The 14841-nt window shown below is 68.2% G+C and carries 15 protein-coding genes and 1 pseudogene; 6 read left to right on the top strand and 10 right to left on the bottom strand.

The window, feature by feature from the left end:
- Positions 1-583: 583 nt before the first annotated feature.
- A complete protein-coding gene (locus AB0915_RS28020) occupies positions 584-1498 on the bottom strand; it encodes a recombinase family protein (protein WP_366693714.1) in 915 nt (304 codons plus the stop codon).
- Positions 1499-1833: 335 nt separating this feature from the next.
- Here AB0915_RS28020 and AB0915_RS28015 point away from each other — a divergent pair, with 335 nt between their 5' ends.
- Positions 1834-2511: an HAD-IA family hydrolase gene (locus AB0915_RS28015; protein ID WP_366693713.1), complete on the top strand. Its 678-nt coding sequence runs from the start codon at positions 1834-1836 to the stop codon at positions 2509-2511.
- A 146-nt stretch (positions 2512-2657) separates the two neighbouring features.
- Here AB0915_RS28015 and AB0915_RS28010 read toward each other — a convergent pair whose 3' ends face one another.
- Positions 2658-4256 (bottom strand): carboxylesterase family protein, encoded by a 1599-nt coding sequence (locus tag AB0915_RS28010; RefSeq protein ID WP_366693712.1) that lies wholly within the window; start codon positions 4254-4256, stop codon positions 2658-2660.
- Between the two features lie 141 nt (positions 4257-4397).
- Between AB0915_RS28010 and AB0915_RS28005 the strand changes: the two genes are divergently transcribed.
- Entirely contained in the window at positions 4398-4958 is a 561-nt protein-coding gene (locus tag AB0915_RS28005; RefSeq protein WP_366693711.1) for a TetR family transcriptional regulator, read from the top strand.
- 239 nt (positions 4959-5197) lie between these two features.
- A complete protein-coding gene (locus AB0915_RS28000) occupies positions 5198-6070 on the top strand; it encodes an aminoglycoside phosphotransferase family protein (RefSeq protein ID WP_366693710.1) in 873 nt (290 codons plus the stop codon).
- Positions 6071-6120: 50 nt separating this feature from the next.
- Here AB0915_RS28000 and AB0915_RS27995 read toward each other — a convergent pair whose 3' ends face one another.
- The gene (locus tag AB0915_RS27995) at positions 6121-6249 is read right to left on the bottom strand and encodes a hypothetical protein (RefSeq protein ID WP_366693709.1); all 129 of its coding nucleotides are present in this window, start codon (positions 6247-6249) and stop codon (positions 6121-6123) included.
- On the opposite strand from AB0915_RS27995, the gene AB0915_RS27990 reads away from it, so the two are divergent.
- Entirely contained in the window at positions 6248-7171 is a 924-nt protein-coding gene (locus AB0915_RS27990) for a hypothetical protein (protein WP_366693708.1), read from the top strand. The two genes, AB0915_RS27995 and AB0915_RS27990, sit on opposite strands and share 2 nt — an antisense overlap.
- Before the next feature lie 191 nt (positions 7172-7362).
- On the opposite strand, the gene AB0915_RS27985 is transcribed toward AB0915_RS27990, so the two are convergent.
- The 4 genes and pseudogenes from AB0915_RS27985 to AB0915_RS27970 form a co-directional block, all read right to left on the bottom strand.
- A complete protein-coding gene (locus AB0915_RS27985; RefSeq protein WP_164251158.1) occupies positions 7363-7698 on the bottom strand; it encodes a helix-turn-helix transcriptional regulator in 336 nt (111 codons plus the stop codon).
- Entirely contained in the window at positions 7698-8816 is a 1119-nt protein-coding gene (locus AB0915_RS27980; protein ID WP_366693707.1) for a site-specific integrase, read from the bottom strand. The genes AB0915_RS27985 and AB0915_RS27980 overlap by 1 nt, the downstream gene beginning before the upstream one ends.
- A 304-nt stretch (positions 8817-9120) precedes the next feature.
- Positions 9121-10134: a recombinase family protein gene (locus AB0915_RS27975; RefSeq protein ID WP_366693706.1), complete on the bottom strand. Its 1014-nt coding sequence runs from the start codon at positions 10132-10134 to the stop codon at positions 9121-9123.
- 471 nt (positions 10135-10605) lie between these two features.
- Positions 10606-11167 (bottom strand): annotated as a pseudogene (locus AB0915_RS27970) (MFS transporter); the annotation flags it as partial.
- A gap of 240 nt (positions 11168-11407) precedes the next feature.
- Here AB0915_RS27970 and AB0915_RS27965 point away from each other — a divergent pair.
- On the top strand, positions 11408-11896 hold the full coding sequence (locus tag AB0915_RS27965; RefSeq protein ID WP_366693727.1) for a TetR family transcriptional regulator: 489 nt from the start codon (positions 11408-11410) through the stop codon (positions 11894-11896).
- 92 nt (positions 11897-11988) lie between these two features.
- Here the strand turns inward: AB0915_RS27965 and AB0915_RS27960 are convergent, their stop codons facing one another.
- The gene (locus AB0915_RS27960; protein WP_366693705.1) at positions 11989-12162 is read right to left on the bottom strand and encodes a hypothetical protein; all 174 of its coding nucleotides are present in this window, start codon (positions 12160-12162) and stop codon (positions 11989-11991) included.
- 230 nt (positions 12163-12392) lie between these two features.
- Positions 12393-12794: a hypothetical protein gene (locus AB0915_RS27955; RefSeq protein WP_366693704.1), complete on the bottom strand. Its 402-nt coding sequence runs from the start codon at positions 12792-12794 to the stop codon at positions 12393-12395.
- 118 nt (positions 12795-12912) lie between these two features.
- On the opposite strand from AB0915_RS27955, the gene AB0915_RS27950 reads away from it, so the two are divergent.
- Positions 12913-13248, top strand: coding sequence for a lysine transporter LysE (locus AB0915_RS27950; protein ID WP_366693703.1), 336 nt, complete (start codon positions 12913-12915; stop codon positions 13246-13248).
- A gap of 35 nt (positions 13249-13283) precedes the next feature.
- Here the strand turns inward: AB0915_RS27950 and AB0915_RS27945 are convergent, their stop codons facing one another.
- A complete protein-coding gene (locus AB0915_RS27945) occupies positions 13284-14495 on the bottom strand; it encodes an IS110 family transposase (RefSeq protein WP_366693702.1) in 1212 nt (403 codons plus the stop codon).
- Positions 14496-14841 lie beyond the last annotated feature (346 nt).

Raw genomic sequence — 14841 nt, 5'->3', positions numbered from 1 at the left:
ATGCCGGGCCTCGGGCCCTCGCGCAGAGTTGGACGCGGGGGTGTTCCACCGGTCTGCCCCCCGTGGCCATACCTGACACCGCCCCGCAACACGAGAGGTGAACCGGATGCTCGATGCCTCGGACAGTCATCCGCACATCCACTGGCGTCCGGTTTATCGCCGGCTCGCGAAGCTCAACAGACTCTCCGCGGGCGCTCCGGGAGAGTGCGGCGCGTAGTCGGCGCACCGTGTGCGCCACTGGCGTGCGAGGAGCCGACGGCCGGCACCCGGTGCGGGCGTCGGCCGGTCGAGGCGTGCTGTCCGTTGGATCAGGCGGCCTGGACAGCGTCCTTGGCGGTGGCAGCGGTGGCGGGGTCGGGAGTACCGGCCGCTTCGCGGGTCTTCCGGGCCGGCTTGAGGAAGAGGGCGAGCAGGGTGCCGACGGCGAGGGTGGGGGCTATCGGCCCTGTTCTCGTATAGCTACGGCCAGGTGGCGTGTAGCCCTGCGTAACGTTTGGGGTTGCGGTCTCGACGTCCCTTGGGGGTCCGGTAGGAACGGACCAGAGAACCGGTGTTGCTGTCAGAAGTTTTGACAGCGTTGATTTCAGTTGTCGGCCCGGAGTGCGTTGACGCGGTTCTCGTACTCACGGCGGGCCTTGCGCTGTGCCGGGATCGCCGCGGCGCCGTCGAGGGGCTGGCAGCGGTCGAGGAGTTGACGGTGGACTGCGGGTACGGCGGTGACACGAAGGGTGTAGCCCTGGCCGCGTCGTACCACCTGGCCGTGGTCGAGCACGACCCGCTCGGCGTCGGCGAGTTCGGCAGCGCGGAGGAAGTCGGCGACCTTGCCCGGCATGTCGAGGACGACCGGCAGTTCCGGGGCCGGTGCGCCCGGGTCGGCGGCCGTGTACTCGGGCAGGAGGTCGGCGACGGCGGTGCGGATTGCGCCGCGGCTGACGCCGTGGTCGCGGGCGAGGGCGGCGATGGAGCGGCCTTCCAGGTACGCGGTGCGCACGTCGTCGGTCTTGTCGGCCGGGACGGCGGGGCGGCGTCCGCCCTTGTTGCCTTTGGCTTCGGCGGCCCGCAGTCCGTCGTAGGTGAGCTCGCGCTGGAGGTCGCGCTGGAGTTCGCCGGCGGCGGCGAGGGTCTGGACCATGAACTTCACGGTGGACAGCAGCTCTCCGGTGCGCGGGTGGCGTGCGGTGAGGTCCATCGCGGAGAACGCGCCGTCGTGGATGCGCAGGGCGAGGCGGTCGTGGTGCAGTACTTCGAGGACGTCGAGGATGTGTTGGTTGCCGCGGACGAGGCGGAACATCTCGGAGATGTGCACGGTGTCGCCCGGCCGGGCGTACTTCAGCAGCTCGCCGAACTTCGGGCGCTCAAGAGGGTGGAGGCGGCTGGAGGTGCCCGGGTCCTCCTCGAAGACGACCGGGTCCTCGATCCCGGCCTCGGCCAGGACGAGATCCTGGCGGTCGGTCGACTGCTGGTCGGTCGACACCCGCTTGTAGACGAGATTGGCCACGCTGTCCCTCGCTTCTGCCCTTCATCGGACGCCAGATGCCATCTAACCCTGTCGTCAACCGCCATCGGATCTCATTGGATCCGAGCCGTCACCAAGCCCCGGAAAGACCGGGTTCATTGGATGCCCGCGGCCCCTGTCGTCAAACGAACGTTTGACGACAGGGGCCGCGGGTGGAACGACGGAGTCACCAGCCGCGAACGGCGGCGTTCCGACTGGCGCTGTCCTGTCTCATGTGACCTTGACTCTGTCTCATCCGACGTTGTCCGGATCGCACCTCAGGGACAAGGTCAGATGAGACATCGACTGCTTGTCGATCACCGTGGTATCCAAGGCCAGTGACGGCTACCAAGATTTCCAGCAGGCCCTTCGACGCGGTGCTGTGTGACCTCGACAACGTGATCCGTTTCTATGACACGACGGAGCTGGCAAGGCTGGAACATGTTGCCGGGCTGGCACAAGGCACCACCCTGAAGGTGGCATACGCGCCGGAGACAGATCTGCCCCTGCTTCTCGGCCAGATCACTCAGGAGCAGTGGGTGGAATCCATCGTGCTCCGCCTTGCGTCCCAGGTGTCGCAGGCGCAGGCGCGTGAGCTGGGAATGGCACTTGCTCAAGCGCCGTTCTGGGCCGACGAAGTGGTGGTGGCCCTGCTTCGTCGGGTGCGGGCACACATGCCCCTGGTCCTGGTAACGAACGCGACCCTGGAGTTGGAGAACGACCTGGCATCGTTGGGACTGGAGGACTTCGCAGACCATGTCGTCAGCAGCGCCCGGGTGGGGGTGGCCAAGCCGGACCGCAAGATCTACGAGATCGCGGCTGAGCGAGCGGGCGTCGCGATGGACCGGTGCCTCTTCGTCGATGACCGACTGGAGAACGTCGACGCCGCAGCCGCGCTGGGAATGACTGGCGTGCACTACCGCGAGTCTGAGGATCTCCGCGAGTCGGTGAGCTTCCTGTTGGACGGCCAGGCTGGCTACCTCACTCACCGGCAACATCGAGTGAGACGACACTGAGGAAACGTACCCGGGAGACAACGTCACCTGAGATCAACGGCTGAATCCGTCTCACAAGCCGTTGCATCCGTACAGGTCGCAGCATCGAGGGACGGCAAGATCGAATGAGACGGGACAGTCGCGTACGCCATCAGGAGCCCTTCACCTCACCGTGAGGGGGCGAGTGCCTTCCAGAAGGCGTAGTGGTGGTCGGCCGCGAAGTCGGTGTGCCCGATGCGGTCGGACGCGAGCCGCTGCACGTACGGGCCGCGGGTCGTGAACCGCTTCCACGTGGGCATGCCATACCCGTTCACCTGCCCAGTGCTCGCAAACCGGCTCCAGTAGGCGATCGCCGTGTCCGACAGCCCGGCTTGCGCGGCGTCGAGTGGCTCGAACAGGTCGTTGTCGAACAGGTAGGCCAGGTCGACCATGTGGCCGGTGCCGAGTGAAAAACTCGCCGGCCGTGGCACGCTCTTGAAGTACGGGGACTTGGCCTCGGCAAAGTCATAGGCGTAGACGGGGGTGTAGCGGGCCAGCGCGCGCTGGGTGTCGAGCGCCGCGGTCGACCACTCCGAGTCGGTCAGCACGGCCGACAGTGCGGCCCCCGGCGCCGGGTAGTTCGCAACTGGGTACTCGGCCAGGACTGCGGGAGCGTCCTGGCCGAACTGCTCGGTGACCTTCTTGGCGTACCCCTCGGCGGTCAGCGGCCTCCCTGTCATAATTTCGTCGAGCCCGGCCAGCCCGCTCATCTCGTCGTGAGTGGAGCCGTGCAGCACCGGTACCCGGGCGAACCGTCCGGCGGCGATCGCCCGTGACGGGGCCTCGGGTAGCACCTTGCCGTCCACCACGGGCCGGTAGCCGTCGTGTCCGGAGACGGATGCCTTGATGAGGTCGGCGGTGGACTTGCGCCGCAGGCAGGAGTCGACGGTGCGTGCATCGTCGCAGCCCGCGGCTTTGGCGACGGCGAGGCCGTTGGTCTCCGCCTGCGCGCGGGTGAACGAGCCGTCCGGTCCGACGCAGCCCGCACTCTGCACGATCGCCTTGCTGAAGAGCCCGCGGGCTCCAGGCGATACCAACTGGGCGCAGACGCTGTAGCCGCCGCCCGACTGCCCCATGATCGTGACATTGCGGGGGTCGCCGCCGAAGGCACTGGCATTGCGCTTGACCCATTTCAGTGCGGCCTGCTGGTCAAGAAGGCCAAGGTTGGCCGGTGTGCGCAGGCCGGGCGCGGTGAGGAAGCCGAACGCCCCGAGCCGGTAATTGATCGTCACGACCATCGCGCCCTGCCGCGCGGCGGCCAGCTTGGCCGCGCGATAGGTGGTGCCGTCACCGTAGGTGAAGCTGCCACCGTGAATCCAGACGATGACCGGCAGCCGTCCCGTCGTCCGTCCAGCCGGAGTCGTGACATTCAGGTAGAGGCAGTCCTCACTGCCGCCGTCCTCGATCGAGATGGGCTGGTCGGTCGGCTGCGCGCAGGCACTCTTCGGGGTGCGGGCGTCCAGCGGCGACGCCCAATGGCGCACCGGCTGCGGCTCCTTCCACCTGTGCTCTCCGGTCGGCGAGGCCGCGTAAGGGATGCCTTGGAACGTACGCACCGCACCAGCGACCGCGCCCTGAACCGGGCCCTCGGCGGTCACCACCCGGGCGGGGAGGGCTGGGGCGCCGGGACGCGCGGAGGCCAGGCCGGCCGTGATCACCGTGGCAGCGAGCGTTACGGAGACGGTGGCCGCGGCAAGGGCGGCGACGCGGGACTTCATGGTGCTCATCTGGGCTCCCGTTATCGGCGTGATTTTCGATGCCTGGAACGGTAGCCAGGATTTGGGCAGATGCGCAAGACGTTTGCCTAAGGCGAGTGCATAAGGCGTTCGTCTGGTGCAGACGTTCAGATTGTTGCTAGGGTCCACGTCATGGGAAACCGGGAGAAGCTGCTGGAGGCCGCCAGACAGTGCCTTTTCGCGAAGGGCTACGAGCGCACGACGGTCCGCGACCTCGCCTCTGCGGCGGGCGTGAGTATGGCGGCGATCGGCTATCACTTCGGCTCGAAGGAGGCGCTGCTCAACCAGGCACTCTTCGAGGCACTCGACTCGGGAGACCAGGCCTTCGGGCCCTCGACGGGCGCTACCGACCTCGACGCGTTGTGGCGTCGCCTGATCGAGGCGTTCTCGGTCAACAAGACCTTCTGGCTCGCCAATCTGGAGACAGTCCTGCGTGCGCAGCGCGATCCGGAGCTACGTGAGCAAGTGGCCGCCGGGCTGCGGCAGGGACGCAGTGGCATGGCGCGAGAAGTCACCGGAACCGCCGAGACCGAGCTCCCCGAAGCGACGATCCGCACCGTCGGCTCGGTGCAGCTCGCCCTCGTCAGCGGCCTGATGATGCAGCATCTCACCGACCCCGAGTCCGCGCCCACCGCCGACGAGGTGCTGGCGGGTCTGCGGGCAATGGCCACCTACCTGCCTGAGGAGGCGTGAGGCTCGGTCCCCGGACTGAAGGCACAGGACCGCCACGGCGCCGTCCGCCCCGGCCTTGGGATTGGTAGGCGTCGATAATCCTGAGTGCTGTATTGGGTAGTTCGACGCGACCGCTCTTCACGCTCCGTGACAGTGGAATTTGGTGGGGCGTACATGGACTGTGCTCATAGGATGCGCAGGATCTGCATCGACTACCTGCGGGGGACGTGTTGAGAGAGTTGGCCTGCATTGCTCCCGAGGTGCGGGATCGTCTCGTCGTTCGGTTCGGCGCTGATGTGCTCGGTTGGTGTGACGAGTTGCCCGCTCTCGTCGGTGAACTCGCTGATCGCTGGAATCTGGATCTTGTTGCGACGGCGGGCGGAGGCACCTCGCGGGTGTTCCGCTGCTTGCAGCGTGACTCTGGTGCCTCGGTGTGGCTGAAGCTCACGCCAGAGCCCTTGATTGCCCGCGAGGAAGCCGAAGCACTGCGAGCCTGGGCAGATATGCCGTCGGTCGTCACTCTGCTGGCGGCGGACCCCGCCGCCGGCGCCCTGCTGCTGGAGAATGTGGAACCGGGAGTACCGACGCGGCAGCTTGCTTGGAATTTGCCCGAGGTCGCGGCCCTGCTTCGAGATCTGCGGGTCTCGCCTCCCGTGCCGGGGGAGCACTCGGTGCTGGGGCCTCTCTCACACAGGATCGACTTCCTGTTCGACTTGACTGATCGCAGGCTGGCGGCGGCCCGCGCGAACGGCGTGGTTGCCCCGACGGTGCTTGGTCAGGCCCGAGCAGCGGCCCTGGAACTTGCAGCCAGTGGGCCTGTGGGACTCGTGCATGGTGATCTCCATCCGGCGAACGTGCTGTCTGGTCCGGGAGCCCGCCTGGTGGCGATCGATCCGAGGCCGACGTGGGGCGATCCGGACTTTGACGCTGTGGACTGGGTGCTTGAAGGAGTTGCAGATCCAGCCATGCTGGAGCAGAGGATTGAGGAGCTGGCGGCGCTGGTTCCTGGCCTGTCTCCTCGTCGTGTGGTGGGTTGGTGCCGGGCCCTGGCCGCCCTCATTGCGGTTCCCAGAATGTGTGCGGGGCGGGACGACGCGGAGACCCGGTTTCTCATGGCCCTGGTCGGCGGCTGATCCGCCCGGTGGCTGTGACCGGATCCGCTCGGCCGTTGCCACTGGGTCTGTCAGCTGCTGTGAGCGCCCGGAGCGTAGTTCTTCCAGGGGGCTCCCGCGTCGGTGGCGATGCGGGTGGTGCTCTTGTCGTGGTAGCCCAGTGCCTGGGCGATGACGGGCGCCGAGGCGGAGTGCGACATGCCGGCCGTCGTGGACAACGTCGTCGGTGACCATGCGGACGATCCGGCTGACGGGCTGGGCGAACAGCAGGACCAGACAGGCGGCGAGCCGGACTCTGGGCGAGGTGCTGTCGTCGGCGAGGACCCGTTGCAGGGCGGTGATGCGCTGGTGTTGGCCCATCGGATGGGGGTTGGTGGTCGGGCGGTTCGGGATGGTCAACCGCGGCATCCGGCGGGTCTCCATGCACCAGCGCAGGAATGCCTGTGCGGGGCGCCGGGTGGCGTACTTCTCCGCGTGCCAGGCATCGAGATCGGTCTGGGTGCAGGCGTCCAGCGTGACGTGCCGGGCGGCGAGCCAGACCAGGAAGGCGCCAGCCTGGGTCATCTGCTGACGGGATTCCTGCGTCGTGCTGGTGCCCAGCGGGCTCTTGGCTGCCTTGGCGCGGAGCTTTCGGAGCTGGTGCCAGGTGGCGAAGTGCTGGAGCATGCGGGCGTGTTCGGTGTCGGCTGTGGCGGCGATGCGCTGGGCGAGCCACCGCTCGAACAGCAGGAGCCGACGGTCGAGGTGAGGCAGGACACCGCTGTCCATGAGCAGGTCGCGGAGGTAGGCGGCGGTCCGCCAGTTCGGCAGGGCCTGGATGGCGTCGTGTGTGAGCGGCACTGTTCCGGTGGCGAGATCCCGCAGCAGAGCCGGGACTTGTGGGTTGCGGAGCCAGGTCAGCCGACCCTTCGGGCGATCCAGGCTCACCAAGAGCTGGTGCAGCGGGACCAACTGCGGGTGGATGCGTCCGGTGCCGTCGTCCAGGAGGGCGGTGAGCTGGTCGGAGAGCGTGCAGCGTTCACAGAGTCGGCCCCCGAGGAGCAGGCCCTCGAAGCCGCAGCGGTCGCAGAAGAAGTCACGGCTGGTGTCCGCGCAGTCCCGGCAGATGGCGGCCCCCGCTGAGTTCCGACCAGGAAGCAGCCGTTCGGTGCCGCAGCCGGGGCAGCGGCCCCGGTCCCGCGTGGCCCGCTCGTAGCAGGTGCGACAGATAGGTCCGTCCGACCAGTTCGCGGACTTGGCGGCGCGGCGGCCGCAGCGTGCGCAGGTGCATATGTGCCACCGCTCATACTTCTCGCGGCTGTCGTAGGCCGGACTCACGAGTCGGGGGTGATCCGGGCGCGCTTGGGCCGGATGGTGTTGGCCAGGTCCACGACGTCGGCGCCACCGGAGGCGGCGGTGCGGCGTGGGGCGACGTTCTCGGCCCGGGTGGCGATCAGGTCGGTGGGAGTGACATCGAGAATGTCGCAGAGCGCGGCCAGGACGGGCAGGGAGAGTCGTTCGGGAGTTTGGGTGACCAGGCGCCAGACCTGGACCGAGGACAGCTCGATGCCGCGTTCGGCGAGCAGCGGGGAGAGGTCCGAGGCGGCGAAGATGCCGCGGGTGGCCATCACCTCGCGCAGCCGCCACTGGTAGCTGACCTGGCGTTTCATCAAGCCCTCCTCGCCGGCCGCAGAGCGGCCTGCAACGTCGCGTCCAACGCTCTACGCAGGGTGCGGGTGCGGAAGTCGGAGGACACGCACGTGTAGATCGCGGTCGTGGATGCGTGTTCGTGTCCGACCTGTTCCTGGACGAACCGGGCATCCATGCCCTTCTCGATCAGGTGGGTGACGTAGGACCTGCGAAAGGAGTGGAAGTCGAGTCCGTCGTCCAGGCCGAGGGCGTCCCGGTAGGTGGTGAAGCGGGTGTTCATCTGGGAGAAGCCGACCCGGGCCGAGCGCTCCGAAGGCCACAGAGCCCCGGAGCCGGCAGTGGGGAACAGCGGACGCACCTCCTCGTTCCACTGCTGGAGGATCTCCGCCGACCAGTCGAAGACGGTCAGCACGCTGCGGCGCTTGGGCGGCGAGCCCTTCTTCGCCTTGCCGTGGCGCACGTAGAGGACGCCGTACTCGCCGAACTCAGGGCCTTCGGGGTTGCGTCCGAAGTCAACCGCGTCCAGCATCCGCGTCTCGTTGCGGCGCAGGCCGATGGCGTACGCGGTCTTGAACAGCATCGCGTCGCGGAAGGCGGGCAGCCAGCCCTTGCGGCCCCGGCCGCGGACCCTGCCGACCTGGTCATCTGCGTGGTCGAAGAACGCCTGCAACTCCTGCCGGGTGAAAGCCCGTTTACTCGGGTCTGCCTCGGCTTCCTCCACTTGCACCGCAGTGTTCCACTCGTGCACCACCTGAACCGGATGGGCGCCGAAACGCTCCTCGCAGGTCACCGCCCACCCGTAGGCGGGATCGGTGATGAAGGAGCAGAAGGACCGGACCGATCCCTGGTAATTGCGGAGCGTGGAACGACGCAGGTGCCGCACCGACCGCAGGTCACCCAGCCACTCGTCGACCATCTGCGGCGACCAGGCCCAGGGGAACGTGTCCGCGTGCCGGACAAAGGCGCGTACCACCTTCTCCCGGCCCTCGATCGTAGAGAACGCCAGGTTCCGCGCGAGCTGCTGGTTGCGCCAGCCGTCCAACATCGCCGAGAACACCTGCTCGTCCGGCCGCAGCAGCGGCAGGTCACTGACCAGATGCAGCCCGACAGCCCCCGGCGCGAGCCTGTTCCCACCCACGAATGACTACCCTCCGCCACCTACATCAGACGAAGGAATCTTTCATTAGATGTAATCGCTTGACAAGTTCCCAGCTCAGAAGGCGTGATGCCTTGCATCCGACCCCCTTCAAGCGGCTCAGCTAGTCCCCCTCGGCGGGCTCATGCAAGCCGCTGACCAGTACAGAGCGGTCAAGTTGCCGTCGGTGTGCGATCCAGTCGCAGTGTTGCATCCGATGAAATTGCGGCCACTTGGACCAACGGAACAGCCATTAGCGCTAAGGACTTGATCTTGTTCCCTGGGCCGCCGGGGCGAGGACGCCCTCCTACCGCAGCTCGGCGTTCGGGTGGGGCTGGGACTGGAGCCGTTCGCGCAGGTCGATCTCTTCGGGGGTGAGCGGCTCTTTGGGTCGGCGGATGCGTACGGGCTTGGGCCGCAGCGGCAGGCCGTCGTCCACCGTGGCGGCCTCGGCCTCGGCCTCGGCGAGCGCTCGGTAGAGCGAGGCGACCGAGGGGTTCTTGCCCGCGTTCTTCCCGACCTTGATGGTGAGCTTCTTGGCGATCTCCGGGACGGGGACGCCCTTGTCCTTGAGCGCGACGGCGAAGGTGAGCATGTCGTCGTCGATGACCTTCGGGCGTCCGCCGTGGTTGCCCTTGGACGCGGCGATGACCTGGCCTTCGAGGGTCTTCTCCCGGATGTAGTTGCGCTCGATCTGCCCGGCGACGGCGAGCACGGCGAAGAACATCGCGCCCATGCCGTTGGGGTCGTAGATCCCGGTGAGCGGGCCGGTGAGGAGTTCGAGCTGGATGCCGCCGGCCTGGAGCTCGGCGGACAGGCTCATCAGCTCGGCGGCGTTCCTCGCCAGACGCTTCAGCTCGTGCACCGTGAAGATGACCGGCGTCTCGGGCGCGGCCTCCTTGAACTGGTGGGCCAGCGCGAGCGCCTTCTCCAGCTCGGGCCGCACCTTGACGCGGGTGCTGATCTGCTCCTTGAAGACCTTGTGGCACTCCGCCCGATGGAGGGCTTCGAGCTGGCTCGCCAGCTCCTGCCGGGCTGTCGACGTCCTCGCGTACCCGATGCGGACCGGACGCTCCGTGCGGGGCGCGGGCACGACGGCGAGCGCCGGGCCCTGCTTCCACGCGCGGCCGGGGTGCCGGTCGGTGGGGACGAGGACTTCGAGTTCCTCGCGGAGTGCGGGGACGAGGACGAAGCGGGGAGTGTGGTACTTCGCGGCGGTCTTCCCGCCCCGGGTGCGGCATGCGCTGCCGGCGGGTGCATCACATTTCGCGCAGTCGTGACGCTCTACCGCAAGTGCTGCCTGATCGGGCGTGAGATCCATGGAGGCAGTCCCTCAGAAGTGCCTCGCACAACGTGCGGGTTTTGAGAGGGCTTTTGCGAGTGGCGACCTGCGGAAACGTGATCACCCGGGGGCCGTTCTCAGAACTCTCACAGATGGTCATTTGTGAGAGTGACGCAGTGTGCGGCCGTGGCCTGCGTTCGGCTGAAGAGGAGCTGTGATCGAGTTCCGGCCGTGCGTCTGAATTCGGTGGTCTCGACTGTCAGTGTTCAGCGCAACACTCTGAGCTAATTGTCGTTCAGAGGGGGGCCGATGGCATTCCGGGCCGTGCACGCCGAGTGGGGAACCGTCTTCTCGCACCTGCCCGATCTCGGGTGCGGGCAGGCGTGGGAGGCGGTGTGGAAGGTGAAGCCGCCCGCGCCGATCACTTGCGCCGAGTGCCGGCACCCGATGTACGCGAAGACCTCCCGATCTGGGCTGCGGTTCTTCGCTCACGCTCCGCACGCTCCGGACTGCGGCGATGGCCAGGGCGACGGCACCGACGGGCAGGTTGATCAGGAAGGCCCACCGCCAGGACAGCTGGTCGGTGAAGACCCCGCCCAGCAGGGGTCCGACGATGCTGGCGACGCCGTAGACCGATCCGAACATGCCCTGGTAGCGGCCCGCGTTCGGCCGGGGCGACGATGTCGCCGACGAGGGCGAAGGTCAGCACGATCATGCCGCCGCCCACCCCCTGGAGCACCCGGGCGCCGATCAGCTCGGGCAGGTTCTGTGCCAGGCCGCAGGCCACCGAGGCGATCAGGAAGACCGTGGTCGAGGTCAGGTACAGCTGCTTGCGGCCGAACATGTCGCCGAGCTTGCCCCACAGCGGTGTCACCGCCGTCGAGGCGAGCAGATACGCGGCGCTGACCCACGCGATGTCGTCGAACCCGTTCAGGTCCTCGGCTATCCGGGGCAGCGCGGTCGAGACGATCGTCTGGCCCAGGGCCGCCAGGAGGACCGCCAGGATCAGCGCGCTCATCGCGGCGGCGACACCACCCGCTCCTGGTGACGGGGACTGTTGTGCCTTCGACATCGGAACTTGCCTTTCTGAAAGGGGTGGCAGGAGTGGTGCGCCCGCCGCGGCACGACGGTACAGCCTCACAAGGCTGGCACTATCTGAATTATATGCCACTCCGATGTGGCATATAATGGAGAGTACTACACATGTGAGAGGCGCTAGATGTCTGAGGTTTCACATTCCGCCGCTAGAATCGGTGCGGTGAGAGCCGACGCAGCACGCAACCTGGAAGCCGTCCTGACCACCGGGGCACGCATGCTCGCCGCCGACCCCGGCGCGAGCATCGCGAGCATCGCCGCCGAGGCGGGCGTGGACCGACGCACCGTCTACCGGCGTTTCGCCGCCCGTGAGGAACTCCTCGCGGCCATCTACGAATCGCGGCTCACGGCCATCGAGCGGGCCATCGAGGACGCGCGGCTGCGTGAGGCACCCGTCGCCGTCGCACTGCACCGCTACGTCGAGAACATCATCGCCGTCAACCGCACCTGGCCCGTCGACCTCACCCGCATGCTCGCCGACGACACCGTCCACGCCCGCCGTGACGCGTCCGTCCGCGAGGTCGACGCCTTCCTCGAACGCGCCACCGACGAAGGCCTCCTGCGCCACGGTCTCCCGCAGGGATGGGCGAGCGCGTTGCTGCCCCAGCTCATGCACCTGGTGTCCCGGACGATGCCCGAACTGAGCCCCGCACAGGCGGCGGACGTCGTCGTCGACACCCTGCTGCGCGGCCTCGGAGCGTCCTGACACGAGGAAGGCCCCCGGGGACACATGTATCCATGTGTCCCCGGGGGCCTTCCTCGTGCGTCGGCCGTGCGGGCGTCCCACCGACGCTCATCTCATTCCACGGCCCGTGGGGTCGTGTCCGTGCCGGAGGCGTCCTGCTTCTCCTCCTCGTCGTGCGGGCGCCGGGAAACCACCGGAGACAGCAGCGGCACAGTTCCGGGGAGGTGGACGCGGCGGAGCCGGGACGGTTCGTTGCCGGAGTCGGGGCGCTTCAAGACTTCTCCCATCGGTGCGTTCGCCTTGCCGGTCCCCCGGCGCTCGTGGCGCCGGGGGACCGGACAGGGTGGGTGCTTCGAGCAACCAGCGATGACGCCGACACATTCCAGGGCGAACCGATCCCACGGTGACCGCACGGGCCGATGTGGCGTTCTGACCGCGGCCATCGCGTCCCCGTCTCCGCGCCGCGGGTCCGTCCCGACCACCCGCCCCGGGACGAGATTCACGGCGCCTGGCACCGTCAGCCGCGGCGGACTCCTTCGAGGAAGCGGCCGGCCAGGTCGACGCGCTCGGCGAGAGTGGCCGGCGTCTGCCCGAAGTCCACGAACAGTTCGTGCACACCCGCCTCGGCGGCGGCCCGCGCGTAGTCGACGTACTGGGCGAGGGTGCCCGCCCTCGGCAGCTGTTCGGGGTCGGTCCTCGTGTCGGTGAGCTGGGGGTTGACGCGCAGCGCCATACGCAGGGCGGACGGGTCCCGGCCTGCCTCCACCGCCTCTTTGAGGATGATGTCCCACATGCCCATCAGGTGCGGGAGCGGCATTGCCACGGGCAGCCAGCCGCCGAACCGCCGACCGATCCGTCGCAGTCCGCCGGGCGTGAACGCCGCGAGCAGCACGGGGGGTGCCTCTATGTCCTTCGTCAAGGTGTGACCGTGTGCCGCAGTCGGCAACTCTTGAGCACCCCGGCAACCATCCCGGCTTGACGGGGGTCCTCCATACCAGGCCCCGCTCGGGGCCATCGACGCGAGGGGGAGGAGCGCCGTGGGGGTCCGCAGGACAGCGAAAGGCGTCGGTGACTTCCTGGTTGAGACGGTGGGAGAAGCCGTCGCCGAGGTGATCCTCAGCCTGCTCGCCTGTGCCCTGCTCGGCTGCCTGGCTCTGATCGCCTACCTGAGCTGGTCCCTCAGCCCACGCTTCACCATCGCGGGGGCCGGGCTGCTCACCCTCCTCCTCGCCCACGGCGCCTGGCAGACCTTCCGCACCCCCGCGAAGGGGCGCCGTCGGGGCCTCGCCGCCCTGACCGCTGTCGGTTTCACCGTGACCGCCATGACGGCCCTCTTCCTGCTGCTCTACGCCACAGGGTGCGACTGCCTGTGAGGCCGTTTGGTTCAGTCACGCAAGACCGAGGCTGGTCATGCGGTAGCTGTTTCGGGGATGCGTGACTCGTAGAAGGTGCCGTCGCGGAGCATGGCGAACAGGACGCTGATGCGTTGACGGGCGAGGCGGAGGAGGGCCTGGGTGTGGGTCTTGCCGCGGGCTCGCTGGCGGTCGTAGTAGGTGCGGGAGGCGGGGTCGGCGTTCATGCAGGCGAAGGCGGAGAGGAACATGGCGCGTTTGAGTTGCCGGTTTCCGCCACGTGGGGCGTGTTCGCCGTGGATCGAGGTCCCCGACTGCTTGGTGGCGGGGGCGAGGCCGGCGTAGGAGGCGAGGTGGGCGGCGGTGGGGAAGCTGATACCGTCGCCGACGGTGACCAGCAGGACGGCGGCGGTCCTGACGCCGACGCCGGGCATCGACGTCAGGACTGGGGAAAGAGGGTGGGCCTCCAGCAGGGCGTTGATCTGGGCTTCCAGGGCCCGGCGCTGAGTGTGGACGGCGGCGAGCGAGGCGGCCAGGGAGGGCACGACGATGTCGAGGGTGCCGGTGCCGGGCACGACGACGGTCTGTTCGTCGAGCGCGTCGAAGACGTCGTCGATCAGCCGCTGGGCCATGCGTGGGGCCTTGGGCCGGATCACCTCGACGAGTCTGCGGCGGCCGGCTCTGCGCAGGGCGGCCGGGGAGCCGTAGCGCTCCAGGAGCCAGGTGACGGCCTGGTGGTCGAGGCGCGGGCCGAGGACGCGTTCGAGGCTGGGGTGGAACTGGGTGAGCAGGCCGCGTATCCGGTTCGAGGTGCGGGTGGCCTCGGCGGCGAGGTCCTGGTCGAAGCCGACGAGGACGGTGAGCTCGGCGGTGATCTCGTCGGTCAGCTCCAGCGAGCGCAGGGTGTGCGGCATGGTGCGGGCAGCGTCCGCGATCACGGCCGCGTCCTTGGCGTCGGTCTTCGCCTCGCCCGGGTAGAGGTCGGCGATCCGGCGCATCGCGAGCCCGGGCAGGTAGGCGACCCTGCAGCCCGCGTCCCGGGCCACGGTCAGCGGCAGAGCGCCGATGGAGGCGGGCTGGTCCACGATCACCAGGACGGTGCCGAACTTCGCCGCCAGCTTGTCGAAGACGGCCCGCAGCTTTGGTTCGCTGTTGGGCAGCTGCTTGTCGAAGACCTTCTTGCCGGCCGGGGTGAGTCCGTGGCCGTGATGGGCGCTCTTGCCGACGTCCAGGCCGAGGAACACGCCCACGTCTTCAGTGTCGAACATAGCGCCCTTCCAGGGGTGTTGACGGTGCCGGCCTCGGCGTTGGTGTCGTACTCGCGCATCCACGTTATGCAGACCTGCCATCCGCGAGCTGTCCGGCGTTGCGCCGGACCGGGTGGCGGCCGGACCTCTCATCAGCGTCTCCGACGGCACCTTCCGGGCCCGGTGACACCACCCCCCAGGTCATGCGTTCGACAGGGGGACACAGTCATGCCGGGCCCGGAGGCCAGCGGCCCTCTTGCAGGACCGCGGAAAACATAACTGTGAGAGTTCTTCTGCGGCCCGGGATGGGTTGCTGCCAGGCTCGGCGCTCGTGATCCGGTATGACTCACAACATAACTGGCGCCCC

Source organism: Streptomyces sp. NPDC048411 (assembly GCF_040704695.1).
Lineage (GTDB): Bacteria > Actinomycetota > Actinomycetes > Streptomycetales > Streptomycetaceae > Streptomyces.
This window is presented reverse-complemented; position numbering and strand designations above follow the sequence as displayed.

What these genes read in the sequence shown, in the direction of transcription:
- AB0915_RS27990 (WP_366693708.1), top strand. Translation starts at nt 6,248, where the DNA reads ATGCCGGCCGTCGTGGACAACGTCGTCGGTGACCATGCGGACGATCCG.
- AB0915_RS27975 (WP_366693706.1), bottom strand. Translation starts at nt 10,134, where the DNA reads ATGGATCTCACGCCCGATCAGGCAGCACTTGCGGTAGAGCGTCACGAC.
- AB0915_RS28010 (WP_366693712.1), bottom strand. Translation starts at nt 4,256, where the DNA reads ATGAGCACCATGAAGTCCCGCGTCGCCGCCCTTGCCGCGGCCACCGTC.
- AB0915_RS27965 (WP_366693727.1), top strand. Translation starts at nt 11,408, where the DNA reads ATGCTCGCCGCCGACCCCGGCGCGAGCATCGCGAGCATCGCCGCCGAG.
- AB0915_RS28005 (WP_366693711.1), top strand. Translation starts at nt 4,398, where the DNA reads ATGGGAAACCGGGAGAAGCTGCTGGAGGCCGCCAGACAGTGCCTTTTC.
- AB0915_RS27960 (WP_366693705.1), bottom strand. Translation starts at nt 12,162, where the DNA reads ATGGGAGAAGTCTTGAAGCGCCCCGACTCCGGCAACGAACCGTCCCGG.
- AB0915_RS27985 (WP_164251158.1), bottom strand. Translation starts at nt 7,698, where the DNA reads ATGAAACGCCAGGTCAGCTACCAGTGGCGGCTGCGCGAGGTGATGGCC.
- AB0915_RS27945 (WP_366693702.1), bottom strand. Translation starts at nt 14,495, where the DNA reads ATGTTCGACACTGAAGACGTGGGCGTGTTCCTCGGCCTGGACGTCGGC.
- AB0915_RS27995 (WP_366693709.1), bottom strand. Translation starts at nt 6,249, where the DNA reads ATGTCGCACTCCGCCTCGGCGCCCGTCATCGCCCAGGCACTGGGCTAC.